Annotated in this window: 14 protein-coding genes; 8 read left to right on the forward strand and 6 right to left on the reverse strand. The window is 65.4% G+C overall.

The features are described from left to right. The first annotated feature begins 32 nt into the window (after positions 1-32). From BLR26_RS13315 to BLR26_RS13335, 5 genes are read left to right on the forward strand one after another with little or no spacing between them, the layout of a single operon-like run. Positions 33-1,271: a 3-hydroxyacyl-CoA dehydrogenase gene (locus BLR26_RS13315; RefSeq protein ID WP_093381228.1), complete on the forward strand. Its 1,239-nt coding sequence runs from the start codon at positions 33-35 to the stop codon at positions 1,269-1,271. Further along, the gene (locus BLR26_RS13320) at positions 1,268-3,031 is read left to right on the forward strand and encodes an acyl-CoA dehydrogenase C-terminal domain-containing protein (protein ID WP_045194351.1); all 1,764 of its coding nucleotides are present in this window, start codon (positions 1,268-1,270) and stop codon (positions 3,029-3,031) included. The genes BLR26_RS13315 and BLR26_RS13320 overlap by 4 nt, the downstream gene beginning before the upstream one ends. Positions 3,032-3,070: 39 nt before the next feature. Continuing rightward, on the forward strand, positions 3,071-4,234 hold the full coding sequence (locus BLR26_RS13325; RefSeq protein WP_093381232.1) for an iron-containing alcohol dehydrogenase: 1,164 nt from the start codon (positions 3,071-3,073) through the stop codon (positions 4,232-4,234). Next, positions 4,234-4,662, forward strand: coding sequence for an acyl-CoA thioesterase (locus tag BLR26_RS13330; RefSeq protein ID WP_093381235.1), 429 nt, complete (start codon positions 4,234-4,236; stop codon positions 4,660-4,662). The genes BLR26_RS13325 and BLR26_RS13330 overlap by 1 nt, the downstream gene beginning before the upstream one ends. Positions 4,663-4,677: 15 nt before the next feature. Then, the gene (locus BLR26_RS13335; protein WP_093381239.1) at positions 4,678-5,862 is read left to right on the forward strand and encodes an acetyl-CoA C-acyltransferase; all 1,185 of its coding nucleotides are present in this window, start codon (positions 4,678-4,680) and stop codon (positions 5,860-5,862) included. Positions 5,863-5,867: 5 nt separating this feature from the next. On the opposite strand, the gene BLR26_RS13340 is transcribed toward BLR26_RS13335, so the two are convergent. After that, a complete protein-coding gene (locus tag BLR26_RS13340; protein ID WP_045194343.1) occupies positions 5,868-6,878 on the reverse strand; it encodes an AraC family transcriptional regulator in 1,011 nt (336 codons plus the stop codon). Further along, positions 6,875-7,795, reverse strand: a complete 921-nt coding sequence (locus BLR26_RS13345; protein ID WP_045195674.1) for a LysR family transcriptional regulator — start codon at positions 7,793-7,795, stop codon at positions 6,875-6,877. The genes BLR26_RS13340 and BLR26_RS13345 overlap by 4 nt, the downstream gene beginning before the upstream one ends. A gap of 97 nt (positions 7,796-7,892) precedes the next feature. Here BLR26_RS13345 and BLR26_RS13350 point away from each other — a divergent pair, with 97 nt between their 5' ends. The 3 genes from BLR26_RS13350 (at position 7,893) to BLR26_RS13360 (ending at position 11,972) form a co-directional block, all read left to right on the forward strand. Then, complete coding sequence (locus tag BLR26_RS13350; protein ID WP_093381243.1) at positions 7,893-8,729, forward strand: AraC family transcriptional regulator; 837 nt, start codon at positions 7,893-7,895, stop codon at positions 8,727-8,729. A gap of 109 nt (positions 8,730-8,838) precedes the next feature. Further along, positions 8,839-10,620, forward strand: coding sequence for a DUF1302 domain-containing protein (locus tag BLR26_RS13355; protein WP_093381246.1), 1,782 nt, complete (start codon positions 8,839-8,841; stop codon positions 10,618-10,620). 14 nt (positions 10,621-10,634) lie between these two features. Then, positions 10,635-11,972 (forward strand): DUF1329 domain-containing protein, encoded by a 1,338-nt coding sequence (locus tag BLR26_RS13360; protein ID WP_093381249.1) that lies wholly within the window; start codon positions 10,635-10,637, stop codon positions 11,970-11,972. A 96-nt stretch (positions 11,973-12,068) separates the two neighbouring features. Here BLR26_RS13360 and BLR26_RS13365 read toward each other — a convergent pair whose 3' ends face one another. From BLR26_RS13365 to BLR26_RS13380, 4 genes are all read right to left on the reverse strand, one after another. Beyond that, positions 12,069-14,045 (reverse strand): alkyl/aryl-sulfatase, encoded by a 1,977-nt coding sequence (locus tag BLR26_RS13365; RefSeq protein ID WP_093381252.1) that lies wholly within the window; start codon positions 14,043-14,045, stop codon positions 12,069-12,071. A gap of 102 nt (positions 14,046-14,147) precedes the next feature. Then, entirely contained in the window at positions 14,148-14,762 is a 615-nt protein-coding gene (locus BLR26_RS13370; protein ID WP_045194331.1) for an START domain-containing protein, read from the reverse strand. A 48-nt stretch (positions 14,763-14,810) separates the two neighbouring features. Continuing rightward, on the reverse strand, positions 14,811-16,172 hold the full coding sequence (locus tag BLR26_RS13375; RefSeq protein ID WP_093381255.1) for an LLM class flavin-dependent oxidoreductase: 1,362 nt from the start codon (positions 16,170-16,172) through the stop codon (positions 14,811-14,813). A gap of 9 nt (positions 16,173-16,181) precedes the next feature. After that, complete coding sequence (locus BLR26_RS13380) at positions 16,182-17,162, reverse strand: aliphatic sulfonate ABC transporter substrate-binding protein (protein ID WP_045194328.1); 981 nt, start codon at positions 17,160-17,162, stop codon at positions 16,182-16,184. Between the last annotated feature and the right edge of the window lie 50 nt (positions 17,163-17,212).

A 17,212-nucleotide genomic window follows, 5' to 3' on the forward strand; every position in this document is an offset into this window, starting at 1 on the left:
GCAATCCTTCTTTTCGACTTAGGGGTGCCGGTGTGAGCAACGACTTCGATGTGCAGCAGGCCGCAGTGATAGGGGCGGGGACCATGGGCCGGGGGATTGTCATCAGCCTGGCCAGTGCCGGCATTCCGGTGTTGTGGCTCGATGCCAGCGCGCAGATGGTCAGCGCCGGCCTGAAGATGGCTGCCGACACCTGGGCCCATCAGGTGGTCAAGGGCCGTATCAGCCAGGCGCAGGCCGAACAGAACCTGGCGCGCATTCGGCCGGTGGACGACTACGCAGCGCTGGCCGATGTCGACCTGGTGATCGAGGCGGTGCACGAGAACCTCGAGCTCAAGCAGGAAATCTTCCGCACCCTGGACCGCACCCTCAAGCCCGGCGCGATCCTCGCCAGCAACACCTCGGCGCTGGATATCGACGCCATTGCCGCCGTCACCCAGCGCCCGCAACAGGTACTGGGCCTGCACTTTTTCAGCCCCGCGCACATCATGAAACTGCTGGAAATCGTTCGCGGCCAGCACACCTCGGCGGCCGTGCTCGAACAGGCAAAAGCCCTGGGCCAGCGCCTGGGCAAGATCGCCGTGGTGGCCGGCAACTGCCGCGGCTTTATCGGCAACCGCATGCTTAAAACCTACGCCGACGAGGCGCGCAAGATGCTCCTCGAAGGCGCGCTGCCCCACCAGGTCGATGGCGCCTTGCAGGCGTTCGGTTTTGCCATGGGCCCGTTTCGCATGTACGACGTGGTGGGTGTCGACCTTGAATGGCGCGCGCGCCAATTGGCCGGGCAGGGCATGGACAGCCCGCTGGTGCAGGTCGATAACGCCCTGTGCGAGCTCGGCCGCTTCGGCCAGAAGGCCGGTCGTGGTTACTACCAGTACGCCGAGGGCAGCCGCGAGGCCGAGCACGACCCAGAGGTCGATGCCCTGATCGAGCGTGTTTCTGCCGACCTGGGCTATCGCTGCCGGCTGATCAGCGCCCCGGAAATCGTCGAGCGCAGCCTGCTGGCGCTGGTCAACGAAGGGGCGAAGATCCTCGAAGAGAACATTGCCGCCAACAGCCACGACATCGATCGGGTTTACCTCAATGGCTACGGCTTCCCGGCCGCGGTTGGCGGGCCGATGCGCTGGGCTGACAGCCAGGGCCTGGCCTCGATCCAGGAACGTCTGGAGCGCCTGCAGCGCATGCTGGGTGAACACTGGCGGCCAGCGCCGCTGATTGCCCGCTTGGTTGCCGCCGGCAAAGACTTTGCTGTTGTCCAGGAGGGCCGGGCATGAGCTATCAGGCACCGCTGCGCGATATGCGGTTCGTGCTGCACGAGCTGTTCGATGTCAGCGGCCATTGCCAGCAACTGGGCAACGGCCTGGACCGCGAAACCATCGATGGCGTGCTCGAAGAGGGCGCCCGTTTTGCCGCCGAAGTGGTCGCACCGCTGAACCGCAACAGTGACGAGCAGGGGTGTCGTTTGCACGACGGTCAGGTGACCACGCCCGATGGCTTTCGCCAGGCCTACAAACGCTACGTCGAGCAGGGCTGGGCGAGCATGACCGGGCCGCTGGATTTCGGCGGCCAGGGTTTTCCGCAGATGGTTTCGGCCAGTTTTCACGAGATGCTGATGGCCGCGTCGCTGTCGTTTCGCATCTACTCCGGGCTCACCGAAGGCACGGTGCTGGCGCTGGATCGCCATGGCAGCGCCGCGCTCAAGCAACGCTACCTGGCGCAACTGGTCAGCGGCGAATGGACCGGCACTATGTGCCTTACCGAGCCCCAGGCCGGCACCGACCTGGCCCTGTTGCGTACCCGCGCCATGCCCCAGGCCGACGGCAGCTACCAGCTCAGTGGCAGCAAGATTTTCATCAGCGGCGGCGAGCAGGACCTGAGCGCCAACATCATCCACCTGGTGCTGGCGCGTTTGCCCGATGCGCCGCCCGGGGTCAAGGGCATCAGCCTGTTCCTGGTGCCCAAGCGGCTGGTCAACGCCGACGGCACCCTCGGCGCGCGCAACGCTTTGAGTTGCGGCGCGCTGGAACACAAGATGGGCATCAAGGGCGCTTCCACCTGTGTGATGAACTTCGACGGCGCCAGCGGCTGGCTGGTGGGCGAGGCCAACCAGGGCCTGGCCTGCATGTTCACCATGATGAACGACGCACGCTTTCAGGTCGGCCTGCAGGGCCTGGGCATTGCCGAGGCGGCGTTTCAGGGGGGGCTGGTGTATGCCCGCGAGCGCTTGCAGTCGCGGGCCATCAGCGGCGCCAAGGCGCCGAACAAAGCCGCCGACCCGATCATCGTCCACCCCGATGTGCGGCGCATGCTGCTGACCCAGAAGACCCTCAGCGAAGGCTGTCGCATGCTCGCCGCCTACACCGCGCGCCAGCTCGATCTTGAACACCATTGCAGCGCTGCAAAACGCCGCGCCGCCTTGCTGATCCCGATCGTCAAAGCCTTCTTCACCGACTGCGGCCAGGAAGTCGCCAGCCTCGGCGTGCAGCTCTACGGCGGGCATGGCTTTATCCGCGAGTGGGGCATGGAGCAGTTGATGCGCGACAGCCGCATCACCCAGCTGTACGAGGGCACCAACGGCATCCAGGCCCTGGACCTGGTTCGGCGCAAGCTGCTTGGCGATGGCGGCAGTGAGCTCAATGCGCTGATCGATGAGCTGGCAACGCAGGTAAACCAGGCTACCCGTCAGGCGCAGATGGCCGAGCGGGTAGGGCAGTGCCTGCAGCAGTGGCGGGCGCTGGGCGAGTCGGTGTTGCAGGCCTGCCGCCACGACCCGGAAGAGATCGGCGCGGTGTCGGTGGATTTTCTCGCCTACTCGGCCTATGTGTTGTTGGCGGCCTTGTGGCTGCAAGCGGCAGAGCGCGCCAGCGCGGCCCTGGCGGCCGGCAGCAGCGAGGCGGCGTTCTACCAGGCCAAGCTGCAGGCGGCGGACTTTTACCTGCGCAGAGTTTTGCCCCGTGCTGGCGCCCATCGCGAAGCCTTGCTGGCCGGTGCTGGTTGCCTGATGAGCCTGCCGGAGGCCGATTTCGCTTTCTGATTTACCTGCGAGCATCACAACAACAACGAGGGACGCCGCATGCACTCATTCAGTTTTGCTACCACCGCGCAGATCCTCTGCGAAGCCGGCGCCGCCTTGCGCCTGGCCAGCCTGTGCCGCGAGCGGGGGGCGCGGGCGGTGTTGATCGTCACCGACCCGGGCATTGCCCGCCTGGGTTTGCTCGAGCCACTGTTGCCCGCTTTTGCCCAGCACGGCCTGGCCGTAGAGGTGTTCGACCAGGTGCAGGCCGACCCGCCGCAAGCCTGTGTGCTGGAGGTGGTGTTGCAGGCGCGGGCGATGCACGCCGACCTGATCGTCGGCTTTGGCGGCGGCAGTTCCATGGACGTCGCCAAGCTGGTGGCGCTGCTGGCGCACCCGCAATGCCAGCAACTGCTCAGCGATATCTATGGCGTCGACCAGGCCCGTGGCCGGCGCTTGCCGTTGATCCAGGTACCGACCACCGCCGGCACCGGTTCGGAAGTCACCCCGATTGCCATCGTCACCACTGGCGAGCACAGCAAGATGGGCGTGGTCTCCAACCTGTTGCTGCCCGATCTTGCGCTGCTCGACGCCGACCTGACCCTCGGCCTGCCGCCAGCCGTTACCGCTGCGACCGGCATCGACGCCATGGTTCATGCCATCGAAGCCTACACCAGCAAGCTCAAGCGCAACCCGTTGTCCAACCTGCTGGCCCGCGAGGCGTTGAAGTTGCTGGCGGGCAATCTTGACCAGGCGGTGCACAACGCCAGCAACCGCGAGGCGCGCCAGGCCATGTTGCTGGGCGCGTGCCTGGCCGGTCAGGCGTTTGCCAACGCGCCGGTGGCGGCGGTGCATGCGCTGGCCTATCCGCTGGGCGGGCATTTTCATATCCCCCACGGGCTGTCCAACGCCCTGGTGCTGCCCCATGTGCTGCGCTTCAACGCTGAAGCGGCGGCGCCCCTGTATGCCGAGCTGGCGCCGCTGCTGCTGAGTGAGCGCCTGCGCGCCGGCGATGTGCACAGCCTCACCGCGCAGTTGATCGATGAGCTGGCGGAACTGAGCCCGCGCTGCGGCCTGCCGAGCCGTTTGCGCGATGCCGGTGTGCCTGAGGGCAGTCTCGAACAGCTGGCCCGCGATGCCATGCAACAGCAACGCCTGCTGGTCAACAACCCGCGCGAGGTCAGTGAAGCCGATGCCCTGGCGATTTATCGGGAGGCGTTCTGATGGAGCAGCCCGGGCGCGAGGCCTTTCGTCACTTCCAGCCGATCACCACGCGCTGGCACGACAACGACGTCTATGGCCACGTCAACAACGTCGTTTACTACAGCTTTTTCGACAGCGCGGTGAACAGCTACCTGATCGAGCACGGCGGGCTGGATATCCACCAGGGTGAAGTGATTGCCTTGGTGGTCAATTCCAGCTGCGACTACTTCGCCTCGATCGCCTTTCCCGAGCGCATCGAGGTCGGCCTGGCGGTGAGCAAGCTGGGCAACAGCTCGGTGCACTACCGCCTGGGCATCTTCAAGGCCGGGCAGCAGCAGGCCAGTGCAGTGGGGCGCTTTGTTCACGTATTTGTCGAGCGCGCCAGCAACCGTCCGCTAACCATCCCTGAACCCCTGCGGGCGGCATTGGGCCGTTTGCGTTGTGACTGACTGGAGTACATCGCCATGCAAGACGCCGTAATTGTCTCAACCGCGCGCACGCCGATAGCCAAGGCCTTTCGCGGCGCCTTCAATGACTTCAAGGCGCCGTCGATGAGTGCCGTGGCCATTCGCGCGGCGGTCGAACGCGCCGCCATCGAGCCCGGCGAGATCGACGACCTGGTGCTAGGCACCGCCATGCAAAGCGGCACCGCTGCGACCAACCTGGCGCGCCTGTCGGTGCTGGCGGCGGGCTTGCCGCTGTCGGTCAGCGGCCAGACCATCGACCGCCAGTGCGCCTCGGGGCTGATGGCGATTTCGATTGCCGCCAAAGAGATCATGGTCGACGGCATGCAGGTGGTGATCGGCGCCGGCCAGGAGCAGATCAGCCTGGTGCAGAACGCCCATATGCAGGCCGCAGCGGCCGAGCAGGACGCAAGCGTAGTGCGCATGGCCGAGCATGCCTACATGCCCATGCTGCTCACTGCCGAGCTCGTCGCCAAGCGCTACGGCATCAGCCGCGAAGCCCAGGATGCCTATAGCCTGCAATCCCAGCAGCGCACGGCAGCAGCCCAGGCAGCGGGGCTGTTTGCCGATGAGGTCGTGCCGGTCAGCGTGCGCAAGAAAGTCGTCGACAAGCTCAGCGGGGCGATCAGCTACCAGGACGTGCAGCTGACCCAGGATGAAGGCAACCGCCCGCAAACCACTTTGGCGGGCCTGCAAAACCTGACGCCGGTGCGCGAAGGCGGCTGCATCACCGCCGGCAACGCCAGCCAGTTGTCTGACGGTGCCAGTGCCAGCGTGTTGATGAGCGGGACGCTGGCGGCGCGTAGCGGGGTCAGGCCGCTGGGCCTGTATCGCGGCATCGCCGTGGCCGGCCTGGCCCCCGAGGAGATGGGCATCGGCCCGGTGCTGGCGATCCCCAAGTTGCTGCGTCAGCACGGTTTGCGCGTCGATGACATCGGCCTGTGGGAAATCAACGAAGCCTTCGCCTGCCAGGTGCTGTATTGCGCACAGACCCTGGGCATCGACCCGGCGCGGCTCAACGTCAATGGTGGCGCCATCGCCATCGGCCACCCCTACGGCATGAGTGGCGCACGCATGGTCGGCCATGCCTTGCTCGAAGGCCGGCGCCGTGGCGTCAAGTACGTGGTGGTGAGCATGTGCGTGGGCGGCGGCATGGGCGCCGCCGGCTTGTTCGAAGTGCTCTGAAACCCTCAGCGCCCGCGATAGGCCCCGGGCGCGCAGGCGAACCAGCGCAGGCAGGCGCGGTGAAAACTCTGCACGTCGCTGTAGCCGAGCTGGTCGGCGATCTGCACCAACTCAAGCTCACTGCCGTGCAGCAGGTCTTCGGCGCGGTAGCGGCGGTATTCGTCCAATAGCTCGGTATAACTCCAGCCCAGTGCTTTCAGGCGCCGGGCCGCGGTGCGTTCGAGCAGGTGCTGGTGGCTGCAGAATGTCGGCCAGCGCTCGCTGTCGGCAAGGCTCACGGCCAGGTGGTCGCTGGCCAGTTCCAGCAGGGTCGGCTGGCTGTTGCGCTGGGTTTGTTGCAGCAGCTCCACCAGCAACTGTTCCAGTGCCTGGTTGCCCGGCGTCAGCGCCTGTTCGAACACCCCTGGGTCAAGGCCGATGCCATGTTCGGCGTGGCCCCAGCTCACCGCCGTGCGCCAGGCGTGCGGATGCACGCGGGTGTCGGCCGGCGCCGGGTGGGCCAGCTCGATGGCGATGATCGGGTCCTGCTCCAGGCCGCTGGCCAGCAGTTTGCGGCGCAGCAGGCTGCACAGGCTGGTGAGCATGTAATCGGTGATCGGTGCTGTGGCCTTGAGGCTGCCGCAGTCCTGCAGGCGCAGGCTGACCTGGCCATTTTTACGCTCGATGCGGGCACGGAAATGGCCGTTGAAAAACGGAAAGTACTCGACAAAGTAGGCGCAGGCGCTGTCCAGCGAGGCGGCGACATCGAACAGGTAGGTCAGGCCGTTGGTGGCGGTGGAAACAAAACGCCGGCCGGCGGCCAGGCCGATAAAGGGGTCGTGGCTTTCGCTCAGGGCCAGGGTCCAGAAGCGCCGCGACAGCAGCAACGGCACGCGCAGGAACGGCGTGCGCAACTCGAACAGGCTACGGCGAAACACTGCCTCGATCAGCGTTTGGCTCACCCCGCGTTGCTGCAGTTCCTCGATGGCTGGCAGCAGGGTCGGGGCGTAGAAGGCATTGGGCGGCACGGGCTTCATGAGCGGCTCACCAGCAATTGTTGATCGACACTGAGGATAGCCGCGATCATCGCCTGCGCCGCGGGTGTCAGGCTGTCGCCGGCGCGGCTGACGATGCCGTACTGCAGCTGCAGGTCAGGGTCGTTGGCATCCACATCGACGAAGCTCAGCAGCTGGATCTCACCGGCCTCGACCCGTTCGTGCAGGGCTTCGGCGGTGGCCAGGCCAATGGCGTCCGAGCGCATCACCACCCGGCGAATGGCATCGAACTGCGCACATTCGACGCTGGTGACAAAGTCTTGGGTACCCTGGGCGCGGGCGAGGATCTTGCGGATCATCGGCGGGATGCGCGTGCCGGCGATCGGGTAGTCGAGCAGGGCCCTGAGGGTGAGCCCGGCGCGCGCGGCCAGCGGGTGCCCGGCCCGGCAGAAAAACCGCCCGCGCCGTGGCCGTAGCGCCTGCACCTGGTAGCGCGGGTCGTCCTTGAAGTAGCGCGAGTCGGCCACCAGGAACTCGATCTGCTGCTCCTTGAGCCAGCTGCCCAGTTGCTCCCAGTCGCCCTGGTGAAAGCGCGCGCGCACCAGCGGGTGGTCGTGAATGAACTGCGCCAGCGCCTCGGGCACCAGCAACTGGGCCGGGTAGGGGCCGCTGCCGAAACTCAGCTCGCCGCCTTCCAGGCCGTTGTATTGCAGCAGCTCGTTGTGCAGGCTCTGGCTGCTGGCCAGCAGGCGCCGGGCATGTTGCAGCACCAGTTGGCCCTGGCCGGTCAGGCGAAATTCACGGCTGCCACGCTCGACCAGGGCGCAATCCAGATCGCGTTCCAGGGTCTGGATGCTGCGGCTGAAGGCCGGCTGGCTAAGGTTGACGGCATCGGCAGCGCGCACGAACCCGCGATAATCGGCCAGGGCCACGAAGTGGCGAAGTTGTCGAAGGTCCATCATGCGCCTCTTGCATGCTACGGATACTTTTTATGCATTTGATCGATAGTGTAGCCGCTGGCATAACTCAGGGCCTGATCATTTTGCGTGACCTGCCATGCTTGCTTCGCCCTATGTCTGCGCCGCCTTGACCCGCACCCTGGTCGCTCATGCCCAGGGCTGCGGGCTGCCTGTGAACCTGCTGTTGCAACGGGCCGGCATGGAGCCTGCGCAGTTGCACGGGCAAAGCCGGATAGGGGCGGCGCAGGTCGAGCAGCTGTTGCGCGAATGCGAGGCCGCTGGCGCCGGTCATGAGTTCGGGTGCGAGCTGGTCCCGGGCATGGCCACCCATTCGCTGCAGGGGTTGAACATCCTGCTCGACTCGGCCGCCACCGTCGGCGACAGCCTTGAGTGTTTTATCCGCTACCTGCCACTGGTGACCAACTGCCTGCTGGTCAGCCTGGAGGCGTCGAGCCTGCACCTGCGCCGCTATCAGCAGCAACCCCATCACTACATGCTCGACGCCGTGGTACTGAGCCTGGTGCGCAACATCGCCCGACGCGCCGGGCGCACGCCGGCGCAGGTGTTCACTCAGGTCAGCGTGCTACCGCAGCAGGCGGCAGGACGCTGGTTGCAGGGCTGGGGCGTGGCGGTGGTCAGTGGCCCATGGTTGAGCCTGCAACTGGCGCCGGGCGCGCTCGAACTGGCGTTGCCCGGTGCCAATGCTTTTCTGCACCAGGGCATGCTGCGCCAGTGGCAAGGCGCGGGCCTGGCCGAGGTACGCGAAGACAGCCTGCACCTGGCTCGCCACTGGCTGGCGGCGGGCGACCAGCCCATCGAGCGAATTGCCGAACGCCTCGGCTACCGCCAGCCGAGCAATTTCATCCGGGCCTTTCGCAAGCAGTTCGGGGTCACGCCCAAGCAGTTTCGCCTGAGCGGATTGCAACCGGCCTAGGGGCATTTTTCGCAACGCCTTGATGATCGTTTTTTGTCGTGCGCCGCTTGCGTGTGGCGGCGGGCGCTTGGGCATCTTGATCGGGCTTGATCCCTATTGGAGCTCGATAATGACAACAACAAGCTCAACCCCATCACCTTTGCTGCTGACCTTGTTGGCGGCCTGCGCAGTACCGGCACAGGCCGCCAGTTTCGACATCAATGAAGACTGGAGTTTCACCACCCGCAGCACCTTGAGCCTGGGCAGCAGCTGGTCGACCCAGAGCCCCGACCGCCACCTGATGACCCGCGCCAATGCCCTGCAGGCCCAGGGCGTGAACGCCGATGGCACGGGCGTGAGTGCCGACGACAACCGCCTGAACTTCAAGAAGGGCGACCCGATCTCGCAAACCTTCAAGGGCCTGACCGATTTCAGCCTCGACGGCCAGGGCCAGGGCGCCTTTGTGCGCCTGAAGTACTGGTACGACCATGCCTATGAAACCGGCGACGGCCGCTTCAAGGATTTCGACGACAGCGGCTGGGATGACCTGGCCAGGTTCCAGGGCCTGCAAGTGCTCGACGCCTACCTGTGGAAAGACTTCGAGCTGGCCGGTCATCCGCTGAGTTTCAAGTTTGGCAAGCAGGTGCTGTCGTGGGGTGAGGCGCTGCTGATCCAGAACGGTATCAACGTCATCAACCCGTTGGACATCACCGCCTTCAACCGCCCCGGGGTCGAGATCAAGGAAGGCCAGCTGCCGGTGGAGATGCTCTCGTTCAGCTTCGGCGTATCTGACACTCTCAACCTTGAAGGTTTCTACCAGTACAACTGGCGCCCCAGCGTGCTCGATGGCTGCGGCACCTTCTTTGCCGGCAGCGATGTCATCCAGCCGGGCTGCGGGCCGCTGTACCTGGGCCAGGTGCTCACTGACCAGCAGATGCAGGCCAGCGGCCTGTACGCCAGTGCGCGTGGCAACGAGTCGCCGTCCGACAACGGCCAGTTCGGTTTTGCCCTGCGCCAGATGCTGCCGGCGCTCAATGATGCCGAGGCGGCGCTGTACTTCATCAACTACCACTCGCGCCTGCCGTACCTGACCCTCGATGCGCGCAACACCGCGCTGCCAGGGGATTTTCCCGGGGGCGGGCAGGGGCCTTCGTACGCTGCGGCCTTCCCCGAGAACATCCGCTTGTACGGGCTGAGCATCAACGGCGTCGAGCCCAACAGCGGCATATCGCTGGCGGCCGAGCTCAGTTATCGGCCGAACATGCCGCTGAGTTTCAACGCCCCGGATGTCACCACCGCGGTGGTCTCCGGAGCGGCCGGCAACTCGTGGGTGCAATTGCCCGAGGGCTTCAACATCCGCGCTGGCGATCGCCTGGATGGCTGGGAACGCAAAGGCGTGTGGCAACTGACCAGCTCGGCGACCCAGGCCATCGACAACGTGCTCGGCGCCACCCGCCTGAGCCTGTTCGGTGAAGTCGGCGTGGTGCATATCGACGGCCTCGGTGACGAGCGCCTGGGCCGCAATGCCGCCTTTGGCCGCAGCGCGCCGCGCAACGGCAGCACCTGCAACAGCGTCGCCTCTGGAGTGACCAACCGCTACTGCACCGACAAGGGCTTTGCCACCGACTGGTCCTGGGGCTATCGCCTGCGCGCCAGCCTTGAATACAGCGATGTGTTGCCCGGCTTGAACCTGATTCCGGCGGTCAACTGGCGCCATGACGTCGAGGGCTATTCCTACGACCCGCTCGGGCCGTTCCAGGAAGGCCAGCAGGCCCTGGGCCTGAGTCTTACCGCCAACTACCTCAACGATTACAGCGTGGAGCTGGCTTACAACAGCTTCTTCGGTTCCAACCACTACAGCACCCTTGATGACCGTGATTTTGCCTCGGTCAGCTTCAAGGTCGATTTCTAAGGAGAACAATAAAAATGCGTATCCATCCCCTGTTGTTGGCCCTGACCTGCGTCAGCGCCCTGGCCCAGGCCAAGAGCACAGACCTCGGCCAGTTGGACAAGACCCTCACACCCATGGGCTCGGAGCGCGCCGGCAATGCCGACGGCAGCATCCCGGCCTGGACCGGCGGCCTCGACAAAACCGCCGGCAGCCTCGATGGCAACGGCGGCTACAGTGACCCGTTCGCCAGTGAAAAGCCGCTGTTCACCATCACCGCGCAAAACCTCGGGCAGTACCAGAGTGCGCTCAGCCCCGGCCAGATAACGATGTTCAAGCGCTACCCGGGCAGCTACCAGATGCCGGTGTACCCGACCCATCGCAGTGCGCGTTTGCCCGCTGCGATACTTGCCGACAGCCGCAGCAACGCCAGCAAGACCACTCTCGCCGATGGCGGCAACGGCCTGCACGACTACACACGCGGTATTCCATTCCTGCTGCCGACCGAAGGCATGGAGGTGATGTGGAACCACATGACCCGCTGGCGTGGTGGCAGCTTTGAGCGCTTCAGCAGTATTGCCCTGGTGCGTGAGAACGGTGCGGTCAGCTATATCCGCGCGCAGTCGCTGGTAAGTTTTGCCCAAGCGGTCACCGGCCTTGAACCCAACGCCAATGTGCTGTTCATGTTCAAGAGCCGGGTGCTGGAGCCGGCGCGCCTGGCCGGCGAGACCGTGCTGGTGCACGAACCGCTCGACCAGGTCGTCGAGCCGCGTGCGGCCTGGCAATACCTGCCGGCGCAACGGCGAGTGCGACGGGCGCCGATGCTGGCTTATGACAACAGCGCGCGCTACAGCAACGGCCTGATCACCGCCGACAATATCGATGGCTTCAATGGCGCGCCGGACCGCTTTGACTGGAAGCTGATCGGCAAGCAGGAGTTGTACATTCCCTACAACAGCTATCGCCTGGGCAGCCGCGCCGTGAGGCTTGATGAACTGGTCAAGCCCAACCACATCAACCCGGCCTATACCCGCTATGAAAAGCATCGGGTCTGGGTGGTCGAAGCCACGCTCAAGCCCGGTGCCCGGCATATCTACAGCAAGCGCAGGTTTTATCTGGACGAAGACAGCTGGCAGATCGCCCAGGTGGATCAGTACGACAGCCGCGGCGAGTTGTGGCGCAGCTCGGAGCTGCATGCGATCCAGCACTATGATCACGACTTTACCTACAACGTGCTGGAGACTTCGTACGACCTGATCTCCGGGCGTTATTACGCCGGTGGCTTGAGCAACGAAGAGAAGGCGCCGATGCGCGTAGGGTTTACTGCCAGGACTGACGATTACACCCCTTCGCAATTGCGTCGCTGGGCCAAGTAGCACACGAGCCCTGCGGGCTCGATCGCCGGCAGGCCGGCTTCCACAGGTGCGGTGTACTCAGACCTGTGGTAGCTGGCTTGCCAGCGATGAGGGCCCTCAAGGCGTAACGATATTGAACTGCGGGCTGAAGCTGTCGAGGGTGCCCAGCAGTTCGGCGATTTTCTTGCCGTTGCCTTCGACCTTGATCAGGCCTTTTTGCATCGCCGTCGGGAAGTCCAGTTGCTTGAGGCTGATCTGTTCAAGGGTCGCCTTGTTCATGCTCAAGCTGGCATCGGCCTTGGGGTTCAGGCCCGCGCGGTGGGTCAGCACGCCATTGCGCAAGGTCAGGTTGTAGGCCTGGTCCGGGTCGGTAAAGCTCCAGTTCAGGTTCAGGTCATGGCCCACCGCCTTGTCGACATCGACGCGCACCGCCATGTAGTCGAAGAACATGTCCGCGGTCAGCGCCCGCACCATGTCCACCGACACCGAACTGCCCGCCTGGCTCGGCGGGCCATCGCGCAGTTCCATGGCACCGGTCAGGTACATGTTGCGCCAGGTGGCGTTCTCGCTCTGGTAACCGAGCTGTTCCAGCGCTTGCGCCTGAGTGCTGCGCGCCTGGGCGTTGTCGGGCTCGGCAAACAGCAGCTGGTTGCCCAGTTGCACCGCCCAGCGGTACTCGCCCTTGTCCATCGCCGCATGCACCTTGGCCAGCACCGCCTCGCCGCCGCCCATGGCCTGGACATAGTGCCGGGCGCTCTCGACCGGCGGCAGCGGGTTGAGGTTGGCCGGGTTGCCGTCGTAAAAACCCATGTAGCGCTGGTACACCGCCCGCGCGTTGAAGCTCAGCGAACCGTAGTAGCCACGGGCGTACCACTTGTTCGCCAGCTCCCCGGGCAGGGTCTGCATGTTCTGCGCGATTTCCATCGGCGTCAGGCCCTGGTTGAGCAAGTGCAAGGTACGGTCGTTGAGGAAGGCATACATGTCGCGCTGGTCGGCGATCAGCGTACGCACTTGCTCTGCGCCCCAGGTCGGCCAGTTGTGCTGGCCGAACAGCACCTCGGTCTTGTCGCCGTAACGGCTCAGGCTGGCGTCCAGGTACTGCGACCAGGCCTTGGCGTCACGTACCTGGGCGCCGCGCGGGGTGAGAATGTTGTGCAGGGTCTGCACCGCGTTTTCGGCAATGCCCAGGGCCTTGAACTGCGGCAGGTACAGGTTCATTTCCGCTGGCGCTTCGGTGCCCGGGGTCAGCTGGAACTCCAGTTCGATACCGGCCACGGTGCGGGTCTCGTAGGGCTTGCTGATCAGCTCGGTGGGTTCGATCAGGGTGATGGTGCCACCGGTGGTCAAGCCCTTGCCGATCCCGGTGTCGACCTGGCCCTGGGGCCCGCGCGGCAGGTACAGGCCGAACTGGTACTGGGCGCGCCGGCTCATGGCGTTGCCGGCATAGACGTTCTCGCTCATCACGTGTTCCATGAAGCCGCTGGGGGCGAACACCTTGACCTTGCCGGCCTTGACGTCGGCCTCGTCGATGACCCCGCGCACGCCGCCAAAATGGTCGGTGTGGCTGTGGCTGTAGATCACCGCCACCACCGGTTTTTGCGGGCGGTTCTGGTAGTACAGCTGCAGCGCGGCGCGGGCGGTTTCGGCGGTGGTCAGCGGGTCGATGATGATCAGCCCGTCGTCGCCTTCGATGATCGTCATGTTGGCCAGGTCCAGGCCGCGCACCTGGTACAAACGTGGCGCGACCTCGAACAAGCCGGCATGGGCGTTGAGCTGGGCCAGGCGCCAGAGGCTGGGGTTGACGCTGTCGGGGCTGTCTTGGGCGGCGAGAAATTTGTAGTCCTCAAGGCTCCATACCGGCTTGCCGGCGGCATCGCTGATCTTGCCGGTGAACGGCGCAACCAGGCCACGGGTAGCGGCCTGGTAATCGGCGCGGTCGGCAAACGGCAGTTGGCTCAGCACAGCGGCATTGCTGCTGCGCGTCGGTTCGCTGGCGCTGGCCGGGGCCTGGGCGGCGTGCAGGGGCTGGCTCAGGCACCACGCTGTGATCAGGCAGGCCAGGCGGGTACGTGGGTGCAGGGTTGGGAAGGGCATGGCAACTCCATTTTTTGTCGTTATGGCACACCCTTTCGAGCCTAAGGCTCGGGTGCGGGCCGCCAACAAGCCGCGGACGACAAAAACCATGCAGGGCGCTGTTCAGGGCGCTGAGCCACCCTGGCGCTCGGCCACCGCGCGCAAGGTGCGCAAGGACACGCTGGGGGCATCGAGGACGAACTGGTTGGCCAGCCACGAGGGAATGTCGCCGGCCGGATCGGCCTGCAGTTGGTAGGTCACTTCGGTGAGTTGCTCGCCCTTGGGCACGAAGGTCCACAGGCCCTGGAGCTGGCGCACGCGGATCTGCCCCGGCACATGCTTGACCATGCCCGGCACGGCCTTGATGCGCCGTACCAGGCTGCCGTCGTCGCGGCGCTCGCTCTGCACCTGGATGACCATGTCGCGGGTGCTGGCCGGCCAGGGCAGGGCGGTGGTCAGGTAGACCCAGGTGCTGTCGCCCTCGACCTTGAGCAGGCGCATGTCGGCGCAGCCGTACAGCCATTTGCAGGCAACCCGCAGGTTTTCCTGCAGCTCGCTCAAGGTCGACACGCTGGCCTTGATCAACGCCACGCCGCGAAACTGCTGGTAGGGCGAACCCGGCACCTCGCTGAGGTACACCTGGATGCCGTCTTCATCCTGCGCCAGGTGCCACTGTTCAGTGGCGCTGGCGCCGCTGCTGAGGGCCAGCAACAGGCACAAGACAAGGCGAAGGCGCATGACCAGGCTCCAGCGGTTGGGCGACTGTTCAGAGCATAGTGCCTGGGATCAGATCTGGACGAGCCGGCCCTTGTGTTCGGCTTGCAAACGGTCACCGCGGCCGAACAGCTTGTGGCGCAAGGTTCCGTCTTCATATGCCGTGCGATAACGGCCACGGCGTTGCAGCTCGGGCACCACCTGCTCGACCACCGCTTGCAGGTCGTCGGGCACTACCGCATAGGTGAGGTTGAAACCGTCGATACCGGTGTGGTCGAGCCAGTCTTCCAGTTGATCGGCAATCTCTGACGCTGAACCGAGCAACACCGGGCCGCGGCCGCCGAGGCTGACGAACTCGGCCGCTTCGCGCACGGTCCAGCGCCGGTTCGGGTCGGCCTTGGTGAACACCGCCAGGGCAGTGCGGCCGGCGTCGTTGTCGATGTATTCGATCAACGCGTCGGGGTCGACCCCTGCGAAGTCGATCCCGGTCCAGCCCGACAGCAGGGTCAGCGCCGCCTCGACGTCCACGTACTGGCGGTACTCCTGCAGCCTGGCCTCGGCCGCCTGGCGACTGTCGGCGACGATCAGCAGCGCCTGGGCGTAGATCAGCACGTCCTGTTCAGGCCGGCCGGCGTCGCGGGTGGCCTTGCGGATGCCTTCTACATAGCCGCTCAGCGCCGCCTGGGTCGGCGCGCTGATAAACACGCATTCGGCATGGTCGGCGGCAAAGCGCAGGCCGCGCGGCGAGGCGCCGGCCTGGAACAGCACCGGCGTGCGCTGCGGCGAAGGCTGGCTCAGGTGAATGCCGGGCACCTGGAAGTGCGCGCCCTGGTGGTTGATCGGGTGCACCCGGGCCGGGTCGAGGAACTGGCCGCTGGCACGGTCCTGCACCACGGCATCGTCGTCCCAGCTTTTTTCCCAGAGCTTGTACAGCACCTGCAGGTATTCCTCGGCCAGCTCGTAGCGCTCGTCGTGGCCCAGTTGCCGCGCCAGGCCGAGGTTGCGTGCGGCGCTGTCGAGGTAACCGGTGACGATGTTCCAGCCCACCCGCCCGGCGCTCAGGTGATCGAGCGTGGACATGCGCCGGGCGAAGGGGTACGGGTGCTCGTAGGTCAGCGAAAAGGTGATGCCAAAGCCCAGGTGTTCGGTGACCCCGGCCATGGCCGGGACGATCAGCAGCGGGTCGTTGACCGGTACCTGCACGCCGCCGCGCAGGGCGCCGTCGGCGCTGCCCTGGTAGACGTCATAGATACCCAGCACATCGGCAATGAACAGCGCATCGAACAGCCCGCGTTCGAGCAGGCGGGCGAGGTCGGTCCAGTAACCCAGGCGATTGAAATCGACGCTGGTGTTGCGCGGATGGCGCCACAGCCCGGGGGACTGGTGGGTGGCGGCGTTCATGCTGAAAGCGTTAAAGCGGATGGTCTTGGACATGGTCTGTACTCAGGGCAGGACCGACACCGGGTAGACCGCATCGGCCACCTTCAGCGCTTTGGGGATCAGGCCCAGGCCCTGGAAGGTGTCGGCAAGCTTCTGCTGCTCGGCGGTGATTTTTGCGTCAATGGCCACGGCGTTGTAGTTGCGCCGCTCGCTGGCCACCTGCAGCACATCGGCGCCGATACCCAGTTGCGGTGCCAGCAGGGCAGCGACTTCGTCGGGCTTCTGGTTGGCCCAGTTGCTGACCTTGGCCAGTTCGCTGAAGAAGGTCTTCAGCAGCGCGCGGTTGTCGTCGGCAAAGGCCGCCGAGGACAGGTAGAAGGTGCGGTTGTTGGACAGCCCGCTGCCGTCGCGCAGGTTCTTCAGGCCCGGTTGCTGTTCGGCGGCGGCGAGGAACGGGTCCCACAGGGTCACGGCCTGCACGCTGCCGGACTGCAGTGCGGCCACGGCGTCGGCGGCATTGTTGACGTAGGCCGGGGTGATGTCCTTGTAGCTCAGGCCGGCATCCTGCAGGGCCACGGCCAGCAGGTACTGGGCGTTCCAGCCGCGACCGGTGGCCACGCGCTGGCCCTTGAGGGCGGCGACGTTGGCGATATGGTCCTGGTCGCGCACCACCAGGCCGATGCCCTTGGGGTAGGGCTGCTCGGCGGCCAGGTACACCACCGGCTTGCCGGCAGCCTGGGCAAATACCGAGGGTGCATCGGCGGCATGGCCAAGGTCGATGGCGCCGGTGCTCAGCGCTTCAAGCAACTGCGGGCCGGCGGCGAATTCGTACCAGCTGACTTTCACCCCTTGTGGCTCCAGGGCTTTTTCCAGGGCGCCGCTGCCTTTGAGGATGTTGATGCTGTTGAACTTCTGGTAGCCGATGCGCAGGGTCTTGCTCGCTTCGGCATGGGCCAGCGGGGCGGGCAGGATCAGCGCCGCCAGGGCGGCAAACAGGCCGCCGGTGAGCAGGCGACGCAGAGGGGAATGGGGCGTGTGCGACATGGGCGGACTCCTGGGATTCAAGGGCAAGGCATGCCCGAAAATATAAGGAG

This window comes from Pseudomonas sp. UC 17F4, assembly GCF_900101695.1.
Lineage (GTDB): Bacteria > Pseudomonadota > Gammaproteobacteria > Pseudomonadales > Pseudomonadaceae > Aquipseudomonas.